The following is a 23,733-nucleotide window of genomic DNA, read 5'->3' as shown; positions in this document are numbered from 1 at the left end:
CAGGATCGAGAAAGCCAAGGCCCAGGTGCGTGCAAAGGTCGAGCATCCGTTCCGGGTGATCAAGCGCCAGTTCGGTTATGTGAAAACGCGCTTCCGTGGCCTGGCGAAGAACACCGCACAACTGGTGACTCTGTTCGCGCTGTCGAATCTGTGGATGGCACGCCGACATTTGCTGGCGAATGCAGGAGAGGTGCGCCTGTAATGTTGGAAATGGCAGCTGCGAGGTTATCGCGGCGGCCAGAAACACCCAAATGAGCGGGTGATCTGATCGTTTTTGATCGATTTGCCGCTTTTAAAATCAGCAGAGGGTGAAGTCAGCCAGAAATGCATGGCTACTTCAGACCATCCCTAAGTCTACTGCCGTCTTATCTATGCTGGGCCTGACCATTCTAGGTTCTGTATGTTTTTGAATAGTTCTACAAGATGGTCCATTGACATGTCTATCAGTGGTTCATACATAAATGAGTTCAGATGAATATTTTCTGGGGTCATGAGCGTGACTTGGCTTAGTACTTTCTCAATAGGTTGAAAGTCCTGCCTGCCGGCTTGCTCTTGTACGATCCTGTCGTAAAGTCTTCCGGTTTGATTACTGCTTATCCGGGATTTATCTGCTACGTGTTCCCACATGAACTCTTCGGCTTTAAGTCTAATTGCGATAGATAGTGCAATTTTACGTTCTAGGGACAAGGAGTCGTTCAGGTCTTCTTGTTCTATTAGATTGTTGGCAGTTTCGTATATTAAATCTATAACTGCCATTCCTTTGTCAAAGTGAACGCTCAGGTCTTTCCTCGGTATAATCTCAGCGATTATATCCTCTAGGTCCGCTATTTTCAGATTGTGGGTTTTGTATTCTGGCTCGGCCTCATCATGTTTAATGTGGATCATTGATGTGAGTTTTTTGTAGTCAGGGGATGCGCCGTCTTTGAATTCTATGAGGTTCCTAATGAAGGGGATCATAGAAATTAGAATTCTCGGGTCTTCATGGAATTTTTGTTTCCATAACTCAAAGGGGCTAGATACGTCTTTGCTGCCGCCTTTCAATAGCTTTATTCTGTCGCCGCATTTTTGAGCAATGAATGAGTTGTCCCACTTTGCTTTGTCTAAAATCCGTCCTTGAACGGTTCTGTAGAAATCAAAGTTATGTGTCAGGATTATAATCCGAAAAAGATCTTCTTCTGCGAGTTCTTTTAGATACTCAACGATGGCGTACTTGTTTTTGTAGTCAAATGAGTCTGCTATGTCGTCTATAATAATTGTGGTCCGCTCCCCTGCCGCTAATCTTGCTCTAAAGTCGAAGATTACGTAGAGAAGGTACATCGCTCGTCTTTCCCCAACTGAAAGACAGTCGAGCGAGTCTAGTTGCCCTCTGTCAAATCGAACCGGTGTTCCATCCTCGCCTGGGAAAGTGAACACCATGTTGGGGGCTACAGTTCCTAGTATGGCGTTTTTGTGGTCTTCAATATCTAGCCCGAATGGAACAAAAAATCGTCTTTTGAAGATGTCTTGGGCGTCATGCCAGAGGGTGCTCTCTAAATTTGCTTGCAGCTCTATTTCAGTCAATCTGTCCCGCTTACTTTGAAATAGAAGAGATAAGCTTTCAAAACTGTCTGGGTCTGTCAGGTAATAGGATGACCACAATACCTTCTTAAGGTTATCAAGGTTGCTTAGGTAGGTTGATATAATGGGCGACTCTTCCAGGACTTCCTGAAATGTCTTAATTGAGGCAACTCCAGATATTATTTTGTTTGCAATTCTCTGGAGTTCACCGTCCCCAAGTATTGCCTCGCTTTCTTTTTTGAGAAGCTCATCTAGTGCGGTTTGGTCGCTGATAGGCTCAGCTTTTCCTTTCATTAGCAGCTTATGGTCTGCTTCAAAAAACCTCTCTTTTTTTAAGTTTTTTGAGACGGAGGCTGCGTTTGATGGATTAAATTTCCCTCTGGAAAATAGCGAAGATTGCTCTATCAGTTCGTTATATCTAGTGCTGTAGTCATGGATGTTGTCTCGTATTTTTGGGTCTTGTAAGAGTTCTATTACTTTAGGGTCGAGTACTTTAGCGTAGGCAACGCTTGCTAACTCTGGTAGAGCCTGTTCAAATCTCTTTATTTCATCAATTGCATCGAAAATGTCAGTGGCGCCGAAGTCATCGATAATCTGAGCTTCTACCTTGTCGGCTGAAATTTTAGATAACTTGCTGAGTTTTTTTGCTATCTGAGCTCGTGCGTCGAGGATTTCTTTATAGATTGAATCGTATATAGCCTTTTGACTTCTATTGACCAGAAGTGTAGATAGATCTTGCACGTTGTAACTAGAATCAAATGGCTTTACGACTAGTATTTCAGAGGGCTTAATGTCTTCATCGTCTATTTTCACGCTATATTCGGCTTGGCGATTGTAAATAAGCTCCCTTGGGATTTCCCCTTTTTGAAGGCAGTGGAAAGTCTTTGCAAGGGAGGTTTTCATTACCCCGTTCGGAGCATAAATCAGTTGGGCGTTTGCCTTGTTGAATAGGAAATTTTCTTCGAAGTTTTGTATTCCAAAGCAGTTCTTGAGGCGGATGGATAACTTTTCCATGTTCTTGTCCTGTACATTTTTCTTCATGTTCTTCGCTTCCTGCTTTCCCGCATTTGGGTGATCTGACCCTAATGCATCACAAAAAGGAGAGAATTTATTTTCGTCTTGTCATTCTTCATCGAAGTAGTCGCTATCCAGCTTCGGCAACTTTAGTAGACGCGAGGTTACGCCGACTTCGTGATCCATCATCAAGTTGACCAATCGGTTGCCGTCTACCAACACCATGCCTTCTACGGAACGGGAAAAGTCGATTGCCTGCGCTGTAAAACCGGATGTGGTGATAAATACGCCGCGCTTTGCTTTCTGCCCGGCAAGAGCGCCATAGAAGGCTTGAAGTTCTGGCCGGCCAACTGTGCCCTGCCAACGCTTGGCTTGCACGTAGACCTTTTCTAGTCCGAGCTTGTCGAGTGAAATTACCCCGTCGATGCCGCCATCACCGCTGCCGCCAACCCGCTGCAGATCGTTGCGGTTAGCGCCGTATCCTAGGCTGTGCAGCACGTCCAACACGATGATTTCAAAGCGATTAGGGCTCACTTGCAGGAGGTTATCCAGCACGTCAGCAGCTGTTGCTTCGCGCAGTTCGCGCAAAGCCTGCTCTAGACGGTCATCTGGACTTACAGTTGCTGAGTTGGGTGACGGTGCTTGCTGTTCTTGGTCATCAAGCGGGACGGCATCTGTCGGGGCTTTGAGTTTTACATTCATGAACCCGATGGCGAGTTGTTCGACTTTATCTGCGCTCAGTGGGCATAAATGCTGCGCGGCATAACCAATGCCTTCATCTGTCAGCTTCCAGTATCCGCGTTTAACGCTGCTCGATAGGCCCGCTCGCTTTAGTCTGTCATGCGCCCATCCTGCACGGTTTTTGTAGGTGGCTTGGCCGCTGGCAATCAGCTCTTGGCGTTGTGCTTCTGACAGTTGGAGCGAGTCAGCTGCGGCTTCATGGGCGTCACGTGCTGTCGCGCCTTCGGGCGTGGCGGCTAGGTAGCGCAGGATCGGCTCAATAAACTGGTCGTAGGTAGGGACGGACATTGCTACTCCAGGCGCAGGATTGATGGCAGGGCCGCGTGCTAAAGGCTCTGCATGGTTTTGCATTTGGGGAAGGTTGAGCAGCCCCAGAATTGTTGGCCGACATTGGCTCCAGTTTTACGGGTGCGAATAACCAAGGCGCTGCCGCATTTCGGACATTGCCGCTCGGCTGTCGGATCACTCCGGCGCTTGAGGTTTTGCACATGCTCGCGCTGGGTGGCGAGGGTTGGCGCGCGGCGGCCGGTTTGCAAGGCGTGCAGCATGACGCTGACTTCATCTTCGCTGAACACTGGCTGCTGGAATGATTTGATGTAGCGAATAAAGCCAATGCCTTGGGTGACATTGGCCGGCATTGGTGTTTTGAAGGTGCTGCCGCCGACAAAGCTGACTACCGAGTGCAAGTGCGCGAAATTAACGCCAAGGGTGGTTTCCAGTGCTTTGAGGTGTTTGTAGTTTTGCCGCAGCGGATTCTGGAATTTGAAACGCCGCTTAAAAATCTGCTGCATCCACTGCGCCTGCTTTTCGCTGCCGAATATCCAGCCGCTCATGTTCTTCGTTTCCAGCACGAAGATGCCGTAGGGCGAGATAAATACGTGGTCGATCTGCGTGGTGCCGTCTGGCGTGTTAAGCGTGACATTGTGCAGGCGGCGGTAGGTTTGCTTGTCCAGTTGCCAATGGGCAAATAGCCGCACCAGTAGCTCGCCAACGTGGCCCTTGAACCAGGGAGACTTGATGAGGCCTGCAAGCATTGCCAGCGGAATTAACCAGCTAACAACGCCCCAGACCTGGGCGATCATCGGAGAGAAATCCATTTCTTACTCTTCGCAATCCTGAGAGATAACCCGATAGTACCGAAATTAGCAGCAAAGGCACGAAAGTATTGCAGTCGTTAAGCAGTGCGACGCCTGCGTAAATTTCAGGTCGGCAGATTAACTGCGCTATTTATTTGGTAGCGAGTACTGCGCCCACCTCCCCGCAGCCGGATTATGCAGCCTTTCGCTACAAGGTCGCTCAGGTGGCGAGTGGCTGTCGCTTTCGAGACCTTGGCTACAGCTTGGTATTGAGCGGCGCTGATACCTTCCTCAAAGCCTCGCTCCCCTCCATCGAGCAGGCGGTTAAGCACTTTGATTTGCTCTGCAGAAAGGGCGTGGCTTCGGTGCGTTTGCCAGAAGCGTGCCTTTGCCAGGCTGCGGTCGATGCGGGCAAGTGCTTGTTCCAGGCTTTTGAGCAGTGTTACGAGAAACCACTGCAGCCAGGCGGTGATATCCAGCGTGCCTTTCTGGCTGATTTCGAGGATGTGGTAATAGCCTGCACGGTCGTCGAGGATGCTCGCCGACATGGCGTAAAAACGGATGGCTTGCTGCTCGCCCTGGGCCAGCGCCATGTCGGTAATGGCACGGGTAAGACGGCCGTTACCGTCATCGAAGGGGTGTAGAGTGACGAACCAGAAGTGGGCAATGCCGGCGCGTAATATCGGGTCGAGACCGGCATCGCTGCGGCTGCTCTCGAACCAGTTAAGAAAATCTGCGAGCTGTTCTTCTAATCCAGAGCGCGGCGGGGCTTCAAAATGCACGGTAGGTCGGTCGAGCCTGCCAGAAACAACCTGCATAGGCTCTTCGCCGCGGAGCGTACCAACCCGCAACTGACGAGTCAGCAGGTTATCTTCGTCAGGGAACAGCCAGCAGTGCCAGCGGTATAGCCTTTTTATATCGAGCGGTTGTTGGTGTGCGCTGGTGGCATCGAGGAGCAATTGCGCAAGGCCTTCGGAGCGTGCACTGACTCGGCCTTCTTCGCTGATTCCCAAACGCCTAGCGAGGGAGGAGCGTACCGAGCCGACATTCAGCTGCTCACCCTCGATAGCTGATGAGGTGACGATGTTCTGCAGCATAGCATCCAGGCTGCTCTGTACTTCAGTGCCACTGCCCACTGCACCTAGCATTCCTAGCAAACGCCCCTGGGCCTGATTGCAGGCACGAAGCAGCGGGACTAGCGTTTCGGCTTGCCAGTTGAAGTTTGGCCATTCCGGCTGCTGCCAGATCCAGAGAGGGTCATTCATGGGCTTGCTCATTTGTGAGCCGATTAGCGAATATATTCGGCTCATTGCATGAGCTGATAATGTCAGCTATTCGGCTCATTGTCTAATCATCAGCCCAGTTGTTTGGCTGGATGTACACGCCCCTGAACATCGCCTTCAGTGCGGCGTGCCCGGCCTTAGGCATCGCGCTCAAATTTCCAGCGTTTGCACCGTCGTAGCTGGGGAAGAGTCCCAAAGCACCTTTATCGCCAGTGCAGCGGCGCTGCTATTGGCGGCTCTGTTCACCGTTTTCACGGCGCGCTCGAAAGTGTGAGCCCAATTGATTCATCCGACGGAGTGTGGCCATGCATAGACACGCCTTGGTCACATCGAAGTTGTAGCAGGCCTCATTGAGTTGATGGGGCAGGCGATGTGCAGGTGATATTAACAGCAGACTAGTTTCACCGTCTGATGACGACAGAACGAAGGGAGTGCCTGTGGGCATGAGACACCCGTCGCTTGGGCGGTTCATGCGGGTAACGTGGGGATTGATAAGCAAGACTAATAACGGCTATCTCCGCTTGCAAAGCCCGAACTAGAGCCATCAGTGCTAATGTCAGATAAATGCAAAGCTTGGCAGCCAAGTGTCTGTCTTCTTAAAAAATACTAACCATCGTGATAGCAGGTGAGTCATGGAGCTACGAATTAACCAAAAGACCTACAAGGTCGACGCCGAAGCTGACACGCCGCTGTTGTGGGTTATCCGCGACGACCTAGGCATGACCGGCACAAAGTACGGCTGCGGCCTGGCTCAATGCGGTGCCTGCTCGGTGCTGGTAGACGGCAACGTGACGCGCTCATGTGTGACTCCGGTTGCGAGTGTTGTCGGCCGGGAGGTCACGACCATCGAGGCAATCGAGTCTGACGAGGTTGGTAAGCAAGTAGTGACGGCGTGGGTCGAGCGTCAGGTTGCTCAATGTGGCTACTGCCAGTCCGGTCAGGTGATGGCAGCGACAGCCTTACTCAAACGGAACCCTTCCCCTAGCACCGCTCAGATCCAAGCAGCGATGGTCAATCTCTGTCGCTGCGGGACTTACAACGCCATCAATGCCGCTGTGCACGATTTGGCTAACAACATCGGCTCCTCTGCGGCGCCTAACGAGGAGGGTGTCTGATGAGTAAGCGTATTAATGCCGAAACCCCAGCGCCTGGGGAACCTGTCAATCTATCGCGCCGCCGCTTTTTGTTATCGTCTGCCGGTACCGCTGCTGGTGCTTTGATACTGGGTTTCGGCCTGCCGCTCGGTTCAGCAAGAATGCAGGCCATGGCCGCAGAGCCCAACGCAGCAGGAACACAGGTAAACGCATTCCTAGAGATCCGCCCTGATAACACTGTGCGCCTGTTGTGCCCCTTTATTGAGGGCGGGCAAGGTACGTACACCGCAATGGCGCAGATCGTTGGCGAAGAACTGGACGCTGATCCATCGACCTTTGTAGTTGAGAGCGCGCCGCCTGGTGAAGCGTATGTCGTCATGGAGAGCGGCCTGCGGATCACTGGTGGCAGCATGTCTGTCCGGATGGGTTATCCCTCGATGCGGCGCTTGGGTGCGCTTGCGCGTGCGATGCTTTTGCAGGCTGCTGGAACCCGGCTGAATGTGCCCGTTTCCGAATTGACGACCGAACCGGGCCATGTGCTGCACGCAGCTTCGGGCCGTTCTCTGAGCTACGGCGAACTTGCGCCCGATGCAATGGATTTGCCGGTCCCCAATGCTGAGAGCATCACGCTGCGCGACCCAAGCAAGTTCCGCTGGATTGGCAAGCCAGTACGCCGTCTGGATAGTTACGAGAAATCCACCGGTAAGGCGATCTACGCCATCGATATGCAAGTGGAAGGCATGCTCCACGCTGCAGTTCAACATGCGCCACGTCTGGGAATGACCGTAGGCACCTTGCGCAACGAGGCGCAGGTCAAGGCGATGAAGGGCGTACATTCGATCCACCGTTTGCCCGGCGCTGTGGCTGTTGTCGCTGAGCGCTGGTGGCATGCTAAGCGCGCCGTCGAAGCTATTCAGGTGCAATGGCAGGAGGCGGCAGCGGACTCCCCGCTTCGGGTCATGCCAGCAGACTTCTCCAGCGTGGCTTTTCGTGAGCAATTGGCCAATGAGCCGGGACCTGGCCGTGATGCCGAAAATGAAGGGGATACCGCTGGCATCCTGGCCAAGGCAGCCACTGTTATCGAAGCCACTTACCATAACCAGCACGTGAATCACGCTCAGCTCGAGCCCCCATCTGCGTTGGCTCGGTTCAATGCCGATGGCTCGCTGGATATTTGGCTACCCAACCAGGCGCAAGATGCTTTCCTTGCAGACATCGTCAAGCGCACGGGCCTTGAGCCTGAGAAGATCAAGCTACATACGCCTCTGATTGGCGGCTTTTTTGGTCGGCACTTCCTGTATGACACCGCCAACCCGTTCCCGCAAGCTATCGAATTAGCCAAAGCGGTCGGCCGTCCGGTGAAACTGATCTGGAGCCGCGAGGAGGAGTTTCTGCGTGATGTGCTGCGCCCTGTAGCCGTGGTCAAGTTTCGCGCAGCGCTTGATGATAAAGGCATTCCCGTAGCTATAGAGGCAGTAAGCGCAACTGAAGGACCGACTGAAGGGATTGCTGGGGAACAAGGTCCAGAGTTGGACCCGACGGCCCTTGAGGGGCTGACTGGAAAGGCTTATGCAATCGCTAATAAGCGTATCGCTCAGGCTTACGTGAAGGGCCCGGTGATGGTGGGCTACTGGCGTTCAGTGGGCAATTCGCTCAACGATTTCTTCTATGAGACGTTCCTTGATGAGTTGGCCGAGAAGGGCGGTCATGACCCATACGAACTTCGCCTGCAACTGTTGCAGGACAACCAACGCCTTACGCATCTGTTGAAGTCTGTGGCTGAGCTTTCAGGTGGTTGGAAGCCCGGGCCATTTACCGCCGAAGATGGCTCACGACGCGCGCGGGGCATTGCCATGGCCTCGCCATTCGGAACTGAAACAGCAGTGGTTGCCGAAGTGTCGATAGAAAATGGTCAGGTCAGAGTTCACGATATCTGGCAGGCAATTGACCCGGGCAGCATCGTCAATCCAGCCATCATCGAAGCGCAGGTTAATGGCGCTGTAGCGCTGGGGTTATCGCAGGCATTGGTTGAGGAGACGGTCTACATCGATTGCCAGCCGCGAGCACGCAACTTCGATCTCTACCCAGTTTTGCGACCGTCGCGAATGGCGCGTGTGCACGTGAAGGTGATCGAGAGCGGTGCGAAGATGGGCGGCATTGGTGAGCCTCCGCTTCCTGCCGTTGCCCCCGCGGTGGCCAGCGCAGTGGCCAGGCTCACCGGACAGCGTATTCGTAGCATGCCCATGTCTAACTACACCTTTAGTCAACCATCATGACGGGAACCGCTGACCATGAGTAATCGGTATTTGGTGAAAGCGGCCGGCTTGGTTGTAGTGGTCGGCATTGCTGTAGCGGGCTTGCTGGTTTGGTACGGCACCCGAGTGCCCGACTCTACCTTCGATAGCGCAGCCAACTCCAACTTGTCAGATGCTGCACTCGTGCAGCGCGGCGAATATGTAGCCAGGTCTAGCGACTGCGTGGCTTGCCACAGTCTGCCCGATGGCCCGGCCTTTTCCGGTGGGTTGGAAATGGCCACGCCGCTAGGGTCGATCTATGCGACCAACATTACCCCAGATGACAAAGCAGGCATTGGCCGCTACAGCTTGGCTGACTTCGATCGCGCTGTTAGACATGGCGTTGCTCCGGAAGGACGCAGGCTCTATCCGGCAATGCCTTATCCGTCGTACGCCAAGCTAAGCGACGAGGACGTACGCGCCTTATATGCCTTCTTCATGCAAGGTGTGGGTCCGTCCGAGGTCGCCAATGTGCCAAGTGAAATTCCCTGGCCGCTTAACATGCGCTGGCCTATAGCAATGTGGAACACGCTCTTTACCGAGCCAGGCACTTTCGCCGAGAACACTGAGCAGGACGCACAGTGGAATCGTGGCGCTTATCTGGTTTAGGGCGCTGGGCACTGTGGGAGCTGTCATACGCCACGCGGTCTGGCATTCAATGAAAAGGGGCTGAGTGAGGCAGACGAGCAGTTCCTGGCCGGCGCGCTTCTTGATGGCTGGTACGCCCCGAGTTTGCGCAATGACCCTAACACTGGGCTCGGGCGCTGGAGCGAGGCAGATATCGCACAGTTCTTGAAGGTTGGACGTAATCAGCATGCCGTGGTGTATGGGTCGATGACTGAAGCGTTCAATAACTCAACACAATTCATGACGGACGCTGATCTGGGCGCGATCGCTCACTACCTCAAGTCTTTGCCGGGTGACCCTGAGCGTGACGGTAAGCCTTGGGAGTACATGGCCGCTAAGGATTCAGCATTTACCAGCGCCGGTGGGCACCTCTACGAGACGCGCTGTGCCTCTTGTCATGGCAATGATGGCAAAGGACAAGCCCCGTGGATACCGCCGTTGGCGGGTGCAACTTCTGCGTTGATTGCTGTATCTGACTCGGCCATTAACATCAGTCTCAATGGCTCTTTGCGGGTGGTCGCCGATGGGGTGCCGGATGCCTACCGTATGCCTGCGTATCGCGAGCAATTAACGGATCTGGAGATCGCGCAGGTTGTGTCTTTTGTGCGCACGACTTGGGGCAATAGTGGCGGGGAAGTGGATTCGCAAGCAGTCGCACGTCTGCGCGAACATACCGATCCAGCCAGCCCCACGCCAATTGTTTTGCATATGCGATAAGCCTCAGGAGCCTTGATGGAAAGCATTGATCTACTGGTCCTGCGTACTGCCCGTGATTGGCTGTCTGCGGGTGAGCGCGTGCTGCTGGTGACCGTAGCGCGAACGTGGGGCTCTTCACCTCGGCCAGTGGGGTCGATGATGGCGCTTCGCAATGATGGACGAGTGGTTGGCAGCGTGTCCGGTGGGTGTATAGAGGATGACCTCATCCACAAATACACAACGGCTCATGGTGCGGAAGGCTTGCCACGAAGACTGCCTGAGGTGGTTCGCTACGGAGTAAGCTCCGACGAAGCGCATCGCTTTGGGTTGCCATGCGGCGGTACGTTGGAGCTGGTACTTGAGTTCAAGCCCGCCAAGGAGCCGCTTGATCAACTGCTAGCAGGCCTCGACTCCGGCCAATTGGTGCGCCGCGAATTAGACCTGCGTACTGGGCAGGTCAATTTGCACAACACCTCGACTCCACATCAATTCACATTTGACGGCCAACGCATGAGCAGTACCTTGGGGCCTGGCTATCGCATGTTACTTATTGGTGCGGGTGCGTTGGCCGAATATGTTGCGGTGATGGCGCAGTTCAATGGCTTCCAAGTGACTATCTGTGATCCCAGGCCTCAATACATAGAATCATGGAGTGTTCCGGGAGTGGGTGTTATCCAAGAGATGCCAGATGACGTAGTCAGAGCGTTTTCGCCAGACGTTCGTACCGCGATCATTGCCCTCAGCCATGACCCGAAACTGGATGATCTCGCATTGTTGGAAGCCTTACAAAGCTCGGCTTTCTACATAGGAGCCATAGGTTCGCGGCGTAACAACCAGAGCCGACGAGATAGGCTGATCGAACATTTTGGAGAGACGCAGGAATCGCTCGAGCGCCTTCACGGACCGATCGGAATCTACATCGGTAGTAAAACCCCACCGGAGATTGCGGTTAGTGTGATGGCTGAGGTGATTGCCGTTAAGAATGCTGTCGCATTACCTGGTGAACTCTCGATAGCTAAAGCCAAGACAGTGAGCGATTTAAGTGGTGCAGATAAACCACAAAGTATGAGCCTGGAAAATGCCTAAAAAATCCGGTGCCTTCCCAGAGCTTTCCGAGTGCCTGCTCCAAAAGCGCGCCGCTGTACCGGTACTGTACTGAGTTTGTACCTTTGGACTTATGAGGCTGTTTAGAGGTTTTTCCGGCAGGCATGAAAAAGCCGCGCAGTGCGCGGCTTTAAATTTGGTGGGCCCACACGGACTCGAACCGTGGACCAAAGGATTATGAGTTGCCTATGAATGGGTTGAGCCCAGTAGAATCGTATGTAACTAAGTGTAGGTACAGTTAGCTGAAAGTACCGTCCTAAAAGGGTTTGGCGGAATTTACTGGAATCTACAGAAGCGGAGCACTGTACTGTTAATGTACTTTCTTCTGTACCGTTGAGCGGTGATCGTTTGGGTTTTAGGCGGGCAGGCTGGCTGATGCAATTCATCCTGTTGATAGCATGCCAGCAATGCTTTCAGCCGTGGGTCCCAGCCTGATTAGGGGTTGATGATCTCCATCAGGTGCTGATTCATGCACAGTAGCATGCTTGCTCAGCCAGCCTTGCATGGTCCGTGTCGGTCATGCCGCGAGTGATTAGCTTGTCGAGTTGTTCCTGGTAGCTTTTCAAGGGCTTGGGATAGGTCTGGGTCACGAGAGCAGTCAAGCCGTCACGTTGATAAGTGCCTACTTTACCTATAAGTACGACAGGCTCAGATTCAGAGCCTGTCATAGTCAATTATTGCGTGATCGTGAGCTACTCAGTGAGAAGCTCAACCTGCCGCCGTAAAGCCTCAAGTTCCCTGAGCAGTGCTTGCTCTGAGTGGCTTTGCTCAATCACCTCGCCATTGTCTAAGTTGAGCCAGCGGGCATCTGCGATTCTCACTTCTTTGATATGGCGATCATTTTTCTTTCGATTGTCCGAGCGCATATGCACGGCTTTGCGCAGTTCGTACTTGCTTGCCGGGTTGCCGTGATTGATGAGTAGAGTCGCGGCCTTATGGCAGCCAAACCCGTCGGTACGGAACAGGAAATCCAGCAGCATTTGTTGATCGGCATGGGCTGAGTAATACGGCGACATATCAATCACCTCTGCCTGGCCAGGTGACAGGCTATCTATGGGTGCAGGGGATGCTGTAGCACGCTGCATCAGCTCGGCACCTTTGCTACCGGTAGACTGGTAGCCCGTGATAATCACAGTGTTGCGTGAATCGTCACCCCAGCGCCCCAGGTAGCTCACCACTGGTCCGTTGTCGCACATGCCGGCGCTGGCGATGACAATATCGGCATCAAAGTTTGAGGGCTGCTTGGGCTTTGTCATGTTCAGATAGCCCCTGTCGCATGCTTTGAAGCGGCCGTGCTCGACCAGACGCTGCAACATGGCTTGAATTTCATCGGCGTGCATTTCCAGCGACTCACAGAGTTCAGTATTCAGGTATTTGAATTTCCCGTTAGGTGACGTGCTGCACAGATGCTTTGCATACACTTGTGTAACCGCATGGCCCAGCGGCGCATGAACATTGGCAGTGACTGGCCGATCATTGCGGTCATGCGCAAGTGCGTGTCTGCTGGCTGGAAGGTTAACTTTCATCCAGTGCAAGACGTCCATCAGTAATTCCTGAGCACGGTGCAGCGAGAAGGCTGGGATCAAGACCTTGCCGCCCTTAACGAATAGGGTGTGGGCGATGACTTCAGCCAGACGTGCCAGGCGTAGTTGCGAATCCTGATGCTCATGTGCCCGCAGCCGGCCACCGTAGGTGGACTCAACAACGATGTAGTCCGTATCGGCAAACGGATTTTGGCCGCTCTTCATCAACGGCAGGTAGGCGTTATGATCCGTCTGGCAACCCACATCACCGCTGAAGCAGATAGAGCGATTACTCTCATCCACCTTCCAGCCAATACTGATCAAGCAGGCCCCCAGGATGTGGCTGCTGCGCAAGTAAGACATCCAGATACCTTCGGCCAAGCGGATGCTGCGACCCCATTTGAAACCGAGGTCATCATCCAGAACGCTCCAGCGAATCTGCTTTACCTCTTGCCCAGTAAACATGCCGCTTACCCGTGCTGCGTCCAGCAGCATCAGTTCTGTGAGTTCACGGGTTGCGCGGGTGGCATATACCAATCCGCTAAATCCCTCACGTACCAGCCGGGGCAATAGGCCACAGTGATCAATGTGGGCATGAGTGAGCAGTACATATTTGAGGCGTGCAGCCTGGAAGGGAAACGCTTGGCTATTAGCCCACTCCTCACGCTCATCGCCTTGGTGCATGCCACAGTCAACTAGGAACTGAGTGTCAGAGTCGGTGTGGTGCAGCCAAGTGCACGAGCCACTGACACCTTCGATTGCGCCAACAAATTTGATTTTCAACATGACTATTTCCTTTCATGGAGCGACAGCAGGCGCTGCTCTTGGGCACTCAGCCGAGCTGTCTGAAATAAATTTTCTAGGTTTGGCGAAGCGTGATGAAGCTCAGTCGCTCAATGCCAAAGCAACGGCTGGCGCAGGGTAGTGCCGGGCATGCAGTCCCTGATAAAGCTGTTCGGCAAAATGCCTTTCGCGCCGGTCAGCTGCATTGTCATGACCAAGGTAGGGGAAGTGATCGATAAAGCGGCTAAACAGGCGCTCGCAATCGCTGCGGTAACGACGGGTATCCAGAATGTGAGCTTGCCACAACTGCCAGGCTGCACCAGTTGGCATCAGCAGTTGATTGGGGTAGTGCTTCTTCAGGTTAAGAAAGCGGCGGTACTCCAACTCGGCACTGGCCCAGTCCGGGTATTGCGCCTGGGGTGCGGAGTGCAGAGCAAATAGATCCAATTGCTCGATAGCGGGATCGAAGGGAAGTTGTTGAAGGTTTGTCATGACGGGCTCCTCTGTAATGACGGAGCCAGTTTCGATGTGTGGATTCCACACAAAAGACCGTTTATCGCCAATCGTCGAGCAACGCCTTCACTGCTCTTGAGTCGCGATAGTCGCGAATAATCAGATCACGATATTGCTCAAGTGCAGGTGCGGCACCCCTGACCTCTAAGGCAGCCTGGTAGGCCTTCTCAATATCACCGTTCAAGTAGTATGCCATCATGATATACCCCTGAGACAAGGCCGCCGCCTGAACGGCGGCTAAGTGCAGAAGGCTTGTGCAGTGAGTCGGGCCAATACCCATTTGCGGCAATGTGTCGGAAAAAGGGTTGGGCAGCAGTTCGGTTTTCAGATCGTCGTTTCCCGCCAGAATGTCCAGGAAACCGATCAATCGGGAAGGAAGGAACCCTTGGCCGGCTTTACTCTGCTGGTCGATCAGTAGCGTTTTCGCCCAGGCGGAATAAGTGACCCGCATCGCGGAGTCTGTGAACAGCTTGATAACTATCTTTGGCTCTGCGAACACACCCTGCAGGAGTACGGCGTTCACCAGACAAGTGCGATCCGCCGCGTTAAGACTCAACCTCTTTTTCTCGCTGGCACTGTATTCAAAACGATCCTGCTGAAGCGTTATCAGTTCTGCCTTAGCCAAAGCCTTAACCAGCGTATTGACGGCATTGCGCAATGAGGGATGCCTGGCTAATGGGATGCCAAGCGGATCACCAACGGCTTGTTGCAGCGTGATCCAGCGGTTAGCGGCCACAAGATGCTTCCAGTAACCGATCAACTGAATGCTGACTGACAGAGTCTATTGAGTAACTGGCAACCTTTTGAGCCTGGCTGAACCAATCAGGCTCGTCACAGCTCTGGCGGTTTGACCATTGCTCTGCAATTCGTAATGCATCATTGCGCCGAAACTCAACGATTACGCCTCGGCAGTAGCCTGCTTGCATGCCTTCAGAAACTGAGCCAAACCAGCTGACCAATTTGTTCTCCTGACCGTCGCGATCGTACATGGCAACCAGCTCCTTGCAGGCGTTGACGAGTTTGACCGATTCAGGCTCAGCTGGCTTGGCCATTACGCAGGCAGGGAGCAGAAGCAGAATGGGGACATACCGTAGCATCACGACTTGGACTCCTTGTCAGATGTATTTAACGTAGGCTCAACACGAGAATTGTTCTGCGTCGCATGGTCGATAAGTGCAGCTGGGGGGCATAGGTACAAGGCCAGCAGGTAGGTGATCAACCAAAGAGGTTGCAGCAAGTTAGGTTCAATCGCCGAAGTAAGCGCCTTACTTAGCAAAGCACCAACGCCGACGATTAATGAGGCAACGCCCAGTACGCTGAACAACTTGATTAGCCCCTGCCAGAAGCTGTAGTCAAAAAGCCGACAGTAATAAGCGAAACGTCGCTCCAGAGCGATAAACAGTACGAAGGCGATGATTTCAAAGCGCGACAACTCGAATATTCCCCGGCCGTACTCGAAGCAGCTTTCGTATGCGAAAAAAAGTCCAATCACGCCTAATATGGGCAAGAGAGAGACCAGCATGAACAGCAGCAGTTTTTGCAGCCCGTAGGTCAGGCCGGAATCAAGAACTACCAATAGTGAAACAGGGGGCTTAGCCACAATCAGGCATCCTTTCCAATCAATACTTCATACATTACGCAGGCAGTGCGTATTAGGTTTTGTCGAATTGAGGCAAGCGCGCTTTCAGGCGCTCTATCGTCCAGCGCCACTTGGGTGTAGTAGGGCGGCAGATGGTGTTTTGGTTGCCGAACAGGCCGACTTCTTTTATGGCCTGTTCAACCGGCACGGTCTGCAGCCATTCCACCGCCACGAAGTATTCGCAGTTCGCCGGATCGTTGATTTGCTCTGCATGGTAGGTGCCGCGTGTAGCTGCTTGAAGTACCGGCACTTCGACACCGTTCTGTTTTACTGTGAAGTCCACTGCGGAGGTGGCCAAACCGGTGATACGGCCGACGCCGACATAGCCCTGCTGGGGAATGTTGACCCACACTCGGTCGCCGGGCGCGAGCATCTTCAGGCTGTTGCTGTACCAGGTGCCGCCGCCCCCACAAATAAAGCCGTACTCTACGGCATCGGCCCAGGAGCGCTGTTCGAGGTCGCCAAACGAACAATAGAACTCACCATTCCACGGCTCACTCGGGCCGTCGCTGCGGGTGTTGCTGGCATTGGCCTGGGTTTCAATCGGGTCGAGCAGCCAGGAGCGGCTGATCAGCTGTTGCGTATCCTGCTGGAACACCTGAAAACACAGTACGTTGATGGCGATATCGCGCTCGCTGAGGTACGCGACGATGCGCTCGGTGCTGGCATCCAACCCGGACGCGACGATGATGATCTGATGGCTCTGGTTGAGCGCCTCCTCGTCTAGCGGCAGACCAAAGTAGGCCTGAAAGTCCGCCGCTAAATCCGCGTTCTGGCGGTAGCGTTTGTAGATGGCGGCAATATCCTCGGCGGCCAGTTTTTCTACCCACGAGGCATAATCCAGCGCCTGCGCCACCACATCACGCGGTGTGCGGTCACGCTTGAGTTCGATCAACACCAGGGAGGCATCCGGTGCGATGGCCAGCAGATCGATCCGGCCGCCCAGCCCGGTGCTTTCCTGACGGCCGATCAGCATCCACTCTTCCGACAGCAGCCGTGGGGAACTGACGATCATGTCTTCCAGCAACTGCTCGCTGGGCAGGATGCACTCATGCAATTGGCTGGGTTGGCCGGCTACCGTCCAGATTTGCGTCCTGATGGGCATGGGTTGTCCTTAACTTAGAAAGTCTTGAGGGTGTCGCACTGAGTTTCTGGCTGACCGACTAGGGTGCTGTCCAGTTGCTCATTGAGTTGACTGATGTGGGTTATGCGGGTGTTCAGTTGGTCGCAGAGGGCCATCAGCTCATTGCGGTGTGAATCGTCCAATAACCGTAGATGTCTAAATGTGTCTCCTTATTGCAATCCTTCGACGTAGCGCGGGTTGTTCATAGCACCTTCTAATTGGTCTCAGATAGTACCGAAATTTAGCGTAATGGCACGATAGTATTGCAGGTCTGCGTCCTTGACGTTGTACTCAACCAAGCTCATCCATCACTGCTCCACTTGGGTGAGCGCAGCCACAGTGCTCGGGCGTGCAAAGCGGTGGCGGTCGCATTGGATCGTCGCTACAACATCAGTCATGCCAGCTTGGGTAAGGCTAGTTTCGGCGTCTTGACGGAGTTCTTCCAGCCAGGGTGAATCACCTGAGAAATGCCCCCAAAACTCATGATCCGCTTCCAGTGGGTGTGGCATTGTTTTGTCCAGCCAATGAGCGATCAGGCCCTGGTTCAGGCTGAGCTGCCTGAGGTTGGTTAGAGGTAAAATGGCGCGCCGCATCATGAAACCGTGATGATGGGCAATAGCAAGTATTTGCATCAGGTGCAGCAGGCAAGGTGCGTGGTCGAAGTGCGCACCTTGGCTTAAATGATAAAAGCGACTTTGGTGGTGCTCATCATCCCCGAACAGTTCTTCGAGGATAACGGCAAAGTAGCCATTTGATTTCGGTGATATCGAATGGTTGTCGGCCGTGATCAGGTGCAGCCGGAAGTTGTAGTTTTCTTGATCTGGACGTTTATGCCTTAGCAGCCACTGGTGCAACTCAAGTGGGTGTTTGTAGCTGTTTATCTGCTGATTTGCTTCGTCAGAAGAGCCCTCAAGCCATGCGGCGTTCAGTGCGAAGTGTCCGATCAGCCAAGTGATGTGCTCCTGCTTGAAAGCTTTTTTCAGCTCGTCTGCGTCGGAAAGTTCGAAGGGCTGAAGCTGTAGCTCTTTCGGTAACAAACGATTGACCTGGGTTCGCGCAATGCCGTGTGCCTCGAAGACCTGAAGAATGCGCATAGCCTGCTTACGTACTGGGTTGATACGGCTCCGTACCAACTCGGCAAGCCGAGACAAAGGTGAAAACAGACTGCTGAATACCTGCAAAACGTCCATGTGGGGTTCTCTAGCTAACGGCTGATTCGATGACTTTCCCGACGGTGCAGCCTAAAGCATCCGACGCTTCCACTCGCCATTGCTCGATGGCGGTATTAACCCCCGCCTGATCGCCCAGCTCTGCAAGATTGATACTTTTGGCATACACGCGGTATCCGGGTACGTCTGCAGTTTGTCCGACTGTTCCATTTTCTGGATAGGGAATACCGAGCCAGGCACGGTCATACCAGTTATACGGCTCAGGCCCTGGTTGATCGCAGACCACCACGGAAAGTACCAATTCGCTTGTGGTGGACTCAGGCAGAGCGTCGGTGAATTTACCTTGGTAGTTATCGAAGCCTGTGTCGCTGCGTACCCAAGCGCCGAACATCTGGTCTCCTGCACGGTGCGAATCCCAGTAATGCTCCTGGCCTGAATGTTTCAGCCAGAGAGCGGACAGGCCAAGAAATGGCAGGTACCGAAGGCCTGATGCCTCCACGTTTTCCAAGCCGCTTAAATCTCCGGGGCGTTTATGTACGTATTCCTGGTAATAGGCTGTCGCGCCAAGACGGTCCCGGATATAGGCCAATAACTCGAACTGACGCCGCTGATAGTCAGCTAGTAAACGGTAGGCACGACGCACATCCAACAGGGCAGCATTCAGTTCGTCGTGCATTACAGGCTCCATTTATCGAATGCTCCGGGTGTGTGGCTAATGCCCGCAGGCTTGAGGTCTTGCAGCCAGGCCATGCGGTGCGTACGCAACCCGTGCCAGGCATACGCGCGGGCGAGGTCATCAAGCAGGCGCTGAATCCCCGGGGGTTGGTGCGCATCAATATGGTGTTCCGCCGTTTGATAGAGCTGTTGCCAACTGCGACAAACCAAGCGAAAGCGTGAGTCAGTGCCTACGGGTAGTGCTCGAACAATCTCCTCGCGCAATTGCTGTTGCGCAGCACTGCTCATGTCACTCATGCCGCCGAGGGTGAGCAGTATGCAGTCGTCCTCTAGCCTGCCAGTCCTCCAGCCAGCAAGCAGCTCTGCTGCCAGCTGCGTGGCGTATTGCTGCCGCGCATGGTCGTGGCGCTTGGCCTCAATCAGTAGGTTGTGCTGACCATCACTGAGTAGCAGGTCCGGCTCAACGCGGGTGCCGTTATCTAAGTACCAAGAGGGCCAGAACTCCGGTGGTTCGGCCAGTGCACCGAAAGGCTCGCCGAGCAGGTCGCTGAAGATAGCGCTGAACAATTCGTCAGGCAGATAAGCCATGCGCTCGAATACGGTTGCGGTGATGACGTCTTCAGCGCCTTCGGCCTCGCCAAGCGTTAGGCGCTGCCCCTCAAAACCTGTTCCGCGTCTTTTGCCTCCTAAAACCGCATTAAGCATGGCTGCTCGATTCCTTGCGAGCCTTGCCGCGTTTGGCCTTGGGGGCGGCGGCGCGTTGGGTTTGGATACGTTCGAGCAGCACGCTTGCCGGTTCGTCGTTGGGGTTTTGGGGTACCAGTTCACCACGAAAGGCTTTGGCCAGGATGCTTTGGGTCAGGTGGTCAATACGGCTTTTAGCCGAGGCGACTTTGACTTCCAGTTGATCGGCGAAGGCGAAGAGCTGCTCGACGCGGCGGACAATTTCGGTTTGTTCTTCCGCCGGCGGAACCGGAAGTGGAAGCTCTCTGCAAATCTCTAAGGTCAGATTGAATTGACCCGCTGTGGCTTTTGCGCGCGAGACCGCATGGCTTAGGACTTCTTCGGTCCGTAGGCAAAGAGCCAAATATGCAGCGGAAATTTCATCGCCTGCTCTGAACCTTGCGATAGCTTGGTTTATGTTCCATTCGGGATAAGTTGCGGGGACGATTGAAACCTTGCCTAGCGGTGGGCCGACAATATTCATTAGGACATCGCCAGGTTTTACGATTGACCGTTTCAAGTCAGTCGAGTGGGTACTTGAGTCGACAAACGTTGGATCAATGGAAAAGTCTAGCGCTCCTGTAAATGTCAGGTTGTAGACCTTGATATATGGAACCTCACCGTGTCCTGCAGTCATCTTTTCTTTTGAGGGGGTCGTTCCTTTGGTGATGAAACCGCAGATATCACCTGCAGTTTCTGACGACCAGCCAACTGGACGCGAGTTACTGGCGGGCGTCGTTGTTGGGCTTTCTTCGTCAACCCAACCTACATGTTGTGCACGCCACTCCTCGGTCAAACGCCCGGAAACCGCTGCGGCGAGGACGGATTGGCGGAAGCGTTTGAGCAGGGCGGGGATGGCGTCGATGCGGGCTTTGAGGGTGTCGACCTGGGCCAGCAGTTCATCAAGTTTTTGGGCGATGCGGTTTTGTTCGGCGAGTGGCGGGAGCACAACGGGATACGTTGCTACTTTTTTTGGCTGCGCTCTCGTCAAAGAGCCGCCCACCCCAGATACCTCTGAACACAGCTTGTCGCGGAAACTACTTTCACTTAGTTGGTAGCGCAGAAAACCAGAGTGAATTAGTGACTGACGAATCACGATCCACTCAGATGAGCCAATCTGCGGTAACTCTGATTTCGGTCCGACCATCCAAACTCGATTGATGCGAGGGTTGATTTTGCATAGCAGTACATCACCCGGCTCAACACATTGCTTAGTCGAGCCAATGTTCTGACCAGGCAGATGCTCCGGTCTCCCCGTTGGGTAAATTGGGACGCTATACAGTTCAAAAACCTGTTCTGGCGCTTTCAATGGATCAATGTTGCCACTGGAGTAATCGTTGATCTCTCCAATCGTTGTATTTACCCAGCCGCTCGGCAACTCATTCATCCCCAGCCTCCTGAACCACCGCCAACCCCATCACCTCTGCCATCAACCGCTTCTGCGCTGCCACCTCATCTCCTGCGCCCAGCGCCTTCATCAGTTCTTCCAGTTCATGCAGGGCTTCGGTCAGTTCGGCCATGGCTTCGCCGGCCAGTACTTCTGGAGCAGGCAGGTCGGCTGCATCCAGGCTGTCGGCATCCTTCAGCCAGCTGATATCCAGGGAATCGCCTCGCTCGCGGATTTGCTCGCGGGTAAACACGCGGAAGCGGCTAAGCTCGCCAATTCCTTCAACATTTTCGGCGCGGGGGCTATGGCCGTTGGGATCACCGCCGTAGGCGTCCTCGAAGGGTTTGAGGTGCTGCGCGCCAAAGGGTGTGCGTTTGCCGAAGCTGGGCATATTGCTGCGTAGGTCGTACACCCACACGCGCTGGGTGCAGTCGTGTTCCTGGCGTGGGTTATCTGCGGTGCCTTTCTGGAAGAACAGCACATTGGTCTTCACACCCTGGGCGTAGAAGATGCCGGTGGGCAGGCGCAGGATGGTGTGCAGGTTGCATTTGTCCATCAGGTCACGGCGTACTTCGGTGCCCACGCCAGCCTCAAACAATACGTTGTCCGGCAGCACCACGGCGGCGCGGCCACCGGGTTTGAGGCCACGGTAGATGTGCTGCAAGAAGGCCAGCTGCTTGTTGCTGGTTTTATAGGTGAGGTCGTCACGGGTCGGGCCGCCGCCGCCTTTGGCGGTGCCGAACGGCGGGTTGGAGAGAATCATATCGACCTTGGGTAGACCTGCCCCGGTTTGGCCGAGGGCGTTGCCCAGGTGCACCACGCCTTCTTCGTCACCCTCCATGCCGTGCAGCAGGGTGTTCATCAGCGCCAGACGGCGGGTGCCGGGCACCAGTTCGACGCCGACAAAGGCGCGGTTGCGTTGGAAGGCCTGAGCCTTGGCATCGAGGTCGTAGTGATCGTCTGTGTGGCTTTTGATATAGGCGTCGGCGGCAATCAAGAAACCGGCGGTGCCAGCGGCCGGGTCCTGAATGGTTTCACCCGGCTGCGGGCGGATCACGCGGATGATGCTGTCGATCAGCGGGCGCGGGGTGAAGTACTGGCCAGCACCAGACTTGGTTTCGCTGGCGTTCTTCTCCAGCAGGCCTTCATAGAGGTCGCCCAAGCCATCTTTCTGCGCGCTAAACCAGTCGATGCCGTCGAGGCTTTTGATCAACTGCTCCAGATGGCGCGGCTCTTTCAAGCGGGTTTGTGCGTCGGCATAAATCGCGGCAATCAGCGGGTCGATGTTTTTGCCGAGATCCAGCAGCATTTGCCGGTAGTGATCGAGCAGGTTAAGCCCGGACTTGTCGGCCAAATCCGGCCAGCGCGCGCCTACTGGCAGCTTGTGGGCAAAGCTGTTGTTGTTCTGGACTTGCTCGTATTCCATCTTGATAAACAGCAGCAAGACCAGTTCGGTGACGTAGTCGCTGTAGTTGATGCCGTCGTCGCGCAGCACGTCGCAGAGGTTCCAGAGCTTCTGGACGATATCGGAGTTGGTCATGGGGTCTCTCTAATTGGCTCATGACGTGAGCCGAATACATCGGCTATTCGGCTCACGGGGAAAAGGTTGGTTTAGCCGGGTGTTTGCCAGAAAGGGTCGTTCTGCCAGTCGGGCGCAAAGCCCATGGCCCGTAGGTTGGTCTCTGGAAACTCCGCCAGTAAGTCGTGCAGGCGCCTGTCCCAACTGGTATGCGGGCTGACTTGGCGCATCAGCAGGTTGAGGATGCACAGCACGGTGAATAGGCGGGAATGTTGTCCAGGTTGTTGCAGGTGTTGCGGCCAGGGGAAATTGACTGTCCTGGGGAGTTCGGGACGGATGCCCAGCTCGCGGTTCCATAGGCGTGCGTGATGCGCACAAATATTGCGGATGGTGGTCAGGGTGTGCAGCCAGGATTGCAGCAGGGGGGCTGGCAGCTTCAGGCGTTTGGCGATGGCCTTTTTGTCGGCATCGCGGGCCAGGCCCTTGAACAGGTGCGAGAGATCGCCCAGGGTGATTTCTTCCATGGCCGCCCAGGCGGGCATCAGCTCGGGGGTGTTGTACGTCAAGGCGTAATGACGTGCGTAGCTTTCCTTGGCGCGCATGCTCTTGAGTTGTTCTTTGCGGGCATCAGAGGCTTGTGAGGCGTCGATGCGCTGGCATTCGCGCAGATGATCCTGAAGAGCCTTGTCCTGCTTACTGCGAATGCTGTCGAGCAGCGCCTGGTGCCGATAGCCGCGCTGGAAGAACTTTGGCTCTAGATACCAGTGCGAGCCATATTGCGGCCCCATGTGGTTGCTAATAACGGCCCTGGCCGCGACTTCTATGCGCTCGATGGCATCCATGACCAACAAGCGCAGGCGACGGTCGAAGTCATACAGGCGGGTGAGCGCCTGCAGGCGCGTGGCGGGCTTGAAACCGTGGTTGGCATCTTCAGAAAGCTGAAATGGACGCATGTAGGGCGTCAGGCGGAAGAAACTGACCGCTTCCAGAAAGCAGTGCGCTTTGGCTTCGTCCTGGATGGTAAGCCCACGCTGTTTGAGCAGGGCCAGCTGCGCAGGAATATCAATGGCTGGCTTGCTGAAAGGCTTCATGCGGAAAAACTACCGGGCATAAAAAACCCGCTCAATTTGTGCGTAACTGCCGAAGCAACCATAGGCATGGCGGGTGTGTTGCGTGAGAGCTTATGCACCAGT

Annotated in this window: 20 protein-coding genes and 1 pseudogene; 5 read left to right on the top strand and 16 right to left on the bottom strand. The window is 54.4% G+C overall.

Annotation, left to right across the window (positions count from 1 at the left end):
* On the top strand, positions 1-202 hold a 202-nt coding region (locus BM395_RS21225; RefSeq protein WP_141124119.1), incomplete at its 5' end, for a transposase.
* 167 nt (positions 203-369) lie between these two features.
* On the opposite strand, the gene BM395_RS21220 is transcribed toward BM395_RS21225, so the two are convergent.
* From BM395_RS21220 to BM395_RS21205, 4 genes are all read right to left on the bottom strand, one after another.
* Positions 370-2,598, bottom strand: coding sequence for an AAA family ATPase (locus BM395_RS21220; RefSeq protein WP_212633038.1), 2,229 nt, complete (start codon positions 2,596-2,598; stop codon positions 370-372).
* 81 nt (positions 2,599-2,679) lie between these two features.
* Positions 2,680-3,600, bottom strand: a complete 921-nt coding sequence (locus BM395_RS21215) for a restriction endonuclease (protein ID WP_090515480.1) — start codon at positions 3,598-3,600, stop codon at positions 2,680-2,682.
* 38 nt (positions 3,601-3,638) lie between these two features.
* Entirely contained in the window at positions 3,639-4,409 is a 771-nt protein-coding gene (locus BM395_RS21210) for a nuclease-related domain-containing protein (RefSeq protein WP_090515478.1), read from the bottom strand.
* Between the two features lie 104 nt (positions 4,410-4,513).
* Positions 4,514-5,653, bottom strand: coding sequence for a Fic family protein (locus BM395_RS21205; RefSeq protein WP_090515476.1), 1,140 nt, complete (start codon positions 5,651-5,653; stop codon positions 4,514-4,516).
* Positions 5,654-6,303: 650 nt separating this feature from the next.
* Here BM395_RS21205 and BM395_RS21200 point away from each other — a divergent pair.
* The 4 genes and pseudogenes from BM395_RS21200 to BM395_RS21185 all read left to right on the top strand — a co-directional run bounded on the left by BM395_RS21200 (position 6,304) and on the right by BM395_RS21185 (position 11,468).
* Positions 6,304-6,786 carry a (2Fe-2S)-binding protein gene (locus BM395_RS21200; protein ID WP_069902594.1) on the top strand — a complete coding sequence of 161 codons (483 nt, stop codon included), beginning with the start codon at positions 6,304-6,306 and terminating at the stop codon, positions 6,784-6,786.
* Entirely contained in the window at positions 6,786-9,041 is a 2,256-nt protein-coding gene (locus tag BM395_RS21195) for a xanthine dehydrogenase family protein molybdopterin-binding subunit (RefSeq protein WP_090515474.1), read from the top strand. The genes BM395_RS21200 and BM395_RS21195 overlap by 1 nt, the downstream gene beginning before the upstream one ends.
* 15 nt (positions 9,042-9,056) lie before the next feature.
* Positions 9,057-10,403 (top strand): annotated as a pseudogene (locus BM395_RS21190) (c-type cytochrome).
* A gap of 15 nt (positions 10,404-10,418) precedes the next feature.
* On the top strand, positions 10,419-11,468 hold the full coding sequence (locus tag BM395_RS21185; protein WP_090515472.1) for an XdhC family protein: 1,050 nt from the start codon (positions 10,419-10,421) through the stop codon (positions 11,466-11,468).
* 710 nt (positions 11,469-12,178) lie between these two features.
* Here the strand turns inward: BM395_RS21185 and BM395_RS21180 are convergent.
* The 12 genes from BM395_RS21180 to BM395_RS21125 form a co-directional block, all read right to left on the bottom strand.
* Positions 12,179-13,795, bottom strand: a complete 1,617-nt coding sequence (locus tag BM395_RS21180) for an MBL fold metallo-hydrolase (RefSeq protein WP_090515470.1) — start codon at positions 13,793-13,795, stop codon at positions 12,179-12,181.
* A 99-nt stretch (positions 13,796-13,894) separates the two neighbouring features.
* Positions 13,895-14,284 (bottom strand): glycine-rich domain-containing protein, encoded by a 390-nt coding sequence (locus BM395_RS21175; RefSeq protein WP_090515468.1) that lies wholly within the window; start codon positions 14,282-14,284, stop codon positions 13,895-13,897.
* A gap of 61 nt (positions 14,285-14,345) precedes the next feature.
* A complete protein-coding gene (locus tag BM395_RS21170; protein ID WP_090515465.1) occupies positions 14,346-15,041 on the bottom strand; it encodes a hypothetical protein in 696 nt (231 codons plus the stop codon).
* Entirely contained in the window at positions 15,031-15,294 is a 264-nt protein-coding gene (locus BM395_RS21165; protein WP_141124118.1) for a hypothetical protein, read from the bottom strand. The genes BM395_RS21170 and BM395_RS21165 overlap by 11 nt, the downstream gene beginning before the upstream one ends.
* A 107-nt stretch (positions 15,295-15,401) precedes the next feature.
* Positions 15,402-15,905 (bottom strand): hypothetical protein, encoded by a 504-nt coding sequence (locus BM395_RS21160; protein ID WP_090515461.1) that lies wholly within the window; start codon positions 15,903-15,905, stop codon positions 15,402-15,404.
* Positions 15,906-15,957: 52 nt separating this feature from the next.
* Positions 15,958-17,049: an endonuclease NucS domain-containing protein gene (locus BM395_RS21155; protein WP_090515459.1), complete on the bottom strand. Its 1,092-nt coding sequence runs from the start codon at positions 17,047-17,049 to the stop codon at positions 15,958-15,960.
* Between the two features lie 326 nt (positions 17,050-17,375).
* Complete coding sequence (locus tag BM395_RS21150; RefSeq protein ID WP_090515457.1) at positions 17,376-18,257, bottom strand: hypothetical protein; 882 nt, start codon at positions 18,255-18,257, stop codon at positions 17,376-17,378.
* Between the two features lie 10 nt (positions 18,258-18,267).
* On the bottom strand, positions 18,268-18,912 hold the full coding sequence (locus tag BM395_RS21145) for a hypothetical protein (RefSeq protein WP_244529026.1): 645 nt from the start codon (positions 18,910-18,912) through the stop codon (positions 18,268-18,270).
* Positions 18,912-19,616: a hypothetical protein gene (locus BM395_RS21140; RefSeq protein ID WP_090515455.1), complete on the bottom strand. Its 705-nt coding sequence runs from the start codon at positions 19,614-19,616 to the stop codon at positions 18,912-18,914. The genes BM395_RS21145 and BM395_RS21140 overlap by 1 nt, the downstream gene beginning before the upstream one ends.
* A complete protein-coding gene (locus tag BM395_RS21135) occupies positions 19,609-21,021 on the bottom strand; it encodes a restriction endonuclease subunit S (protein ID WP_090515452.1) in 1,413 nt (470 codons plus the stop codon). Before BM395_RS21135 ends, BM395_RS21140 begins: the two co-directional genes overlap by 8 nt.
* Complete coding sequence (locus tag BM395_RS21130; RefSeq protein WP_090515450.1) at positions 21,014-22,561, bottom strand: class I SAM-dependent DNA methyltransferase; 1,548 nt, start codon at positions 22,559-22,561, stop codon at positions 21,014-21,016. Before BM395_RS21130 ends, BM395_RS21135 begins: the two co-directional genes overlap by 8 nt.
* Before the next feature lie 71 nt (positions 22,562-22,632).
* Complete coding sequence (locus BM395_RS21125) at positions 22,633-23,631, bottom strand: Abi family protein (protein WP_090515448.1); 999 nt, start codon at positions 23,629-23,631, stop codon at positions 22,633-22,635.
* Positions 23,632-23,733: the final 102 nt, after the last annotated feature.

Source organism: Pseudomonas marincola (assembly GCF_900116605.1).
Taxonomy (GTDB): domain Bacteria; phylum Pseudomonadota; class Gammaproteobacteria; order Pseudomonadales; family Pseudomonadaceae; genus Aquipseudomonas; species Aquipseudomonas marincola.
This window is presented reverse-complemented; position numbering and strand designations above follow the sequence as displayed.

Excerpts from the sequence above, each read along its gene's own strand:
- BM395_RS21210 (WP_090515478.1), bottom strand. The coding sequence starts at position 4,409 with ATGGATTTCTCTCCGATGATCGCCCAGGTCTGGGGCGTTGTTAGCTGG.
- BM395_RS21125 (WP_090515448.1), bottom strand. The coding sequence starts at position 23,631 with ATGAAGCCTTTCAGCAAGCCAGCCATTGATATTCCTGCGCAGCTGGCC.
- BM395_RS21200 (WP_069902594.1), top strand. The coding sequence starts at position 6,304 with ATGGAGCTACGAATTAACCAAAAGACCTACAAGGTCGACGCCGAAGCT.
- BM395_RS21185 (WP_090515472.1), top strand. The coding sequence starts at position 10,419 with ATGGAAAGCATTGATCTACTGGTCCTGCGTACTGCCCGTGATTGGCTG.
- BM395_RS21145 (WP_244529026.1), bottom strand. The coding sequence starts at position 18,912 with ATGCACGACGAACTGAATGCTGCCCTGTTGGATGTGCGTCGTGCCTAC.
- BM395_RS21180 (WP_090515470.1), bottom strand. The coding sequence starts at position 13,795 with ATGTTGAAAATCAAATTTGTTGGCGCAATCGAAGGTGTCAGTGGCTCG.
- BM395_RS21130 (WP_090515450.1), bottom strand. The coding sequence starts at position 22,561 with ATGACCAACTCCGATATCGTCCAGAAGCTCTGGAACCTCTGCGACGTG.
- BM395_RS21155 (WP_090515459.1), bottom strand. The coding sequence starts at position 17,049 with ATGCCCATCAGGACGCAAATCTGGACGGTAGCCGGCCAACCCAGCCAA.
- BM395_RS21175 (WP_090515468.1), bottom strand. The coding sequence starts at position 14,284 with ATGACAAACCTTCAACAACTTCCCTTCGATCCCGCTATCGAGCAATTG.
- BM395_RS21140 (WP_090515455.1), bottom strand. The coding sequence starts at position 19,616 with ATGCTTAATGCGGTTTTAGGAGGCAAAAGACGCGGAACAGGTTTTGAG.
- BM395_RS21220 (WP_212633038.1), bottom strand. The coding sequence starts at position 2,598 with ATGAAGAAAAATGTACAGGACAAGAACATGGAAAAGTTATCCATCCGC.
- BM395_RS21150 (WP_090515457.1), bottom strand. The coding sequence starts at position 18,257 with ATGGACGTTTTGCAGGTATTCAGCAGTCTGTTTTCACCTTTGTCTCGG.
- BM395_RS21195 (WP_090515474.1), top strand. The coding sequence starts at position 6,786 with ATGAGTAAGCGTATTAATGCCGAAACCCCAGCGCCTGGGGAACCTGTC.
- BM395_RS21215 (WP_090515480.1), bottom strand. The coding sequence starts at position 3,600 with ATGTCCGTCCCTACCTACGACCAGTTTATTGAGCCGATCCTGCGCTAC.
- BM395_RS21135 (WP_090515452.1), bottom strand. The coding sequence starts at position 21,021 with ATGAATGAGTTGCCGAGCGGCTGGGTAAATACAACGATTGGAGAGATC.
- BM395_RS21165 (WP_141124118.1), bottom strand. The coding sequence starts at position 15,294 with ATGTACGATCGCGACGGTCAGGAGAACAAATTGGTCAGCTGGTTTGGC.
- BM395_RS21205 (WP_090515476.1), bottom strand. The coding sequence starts at position 5,653 with ATGAATGACCCTCTCTGGATCTGGCAGCAGCCGGAATGGCCAAACTTC.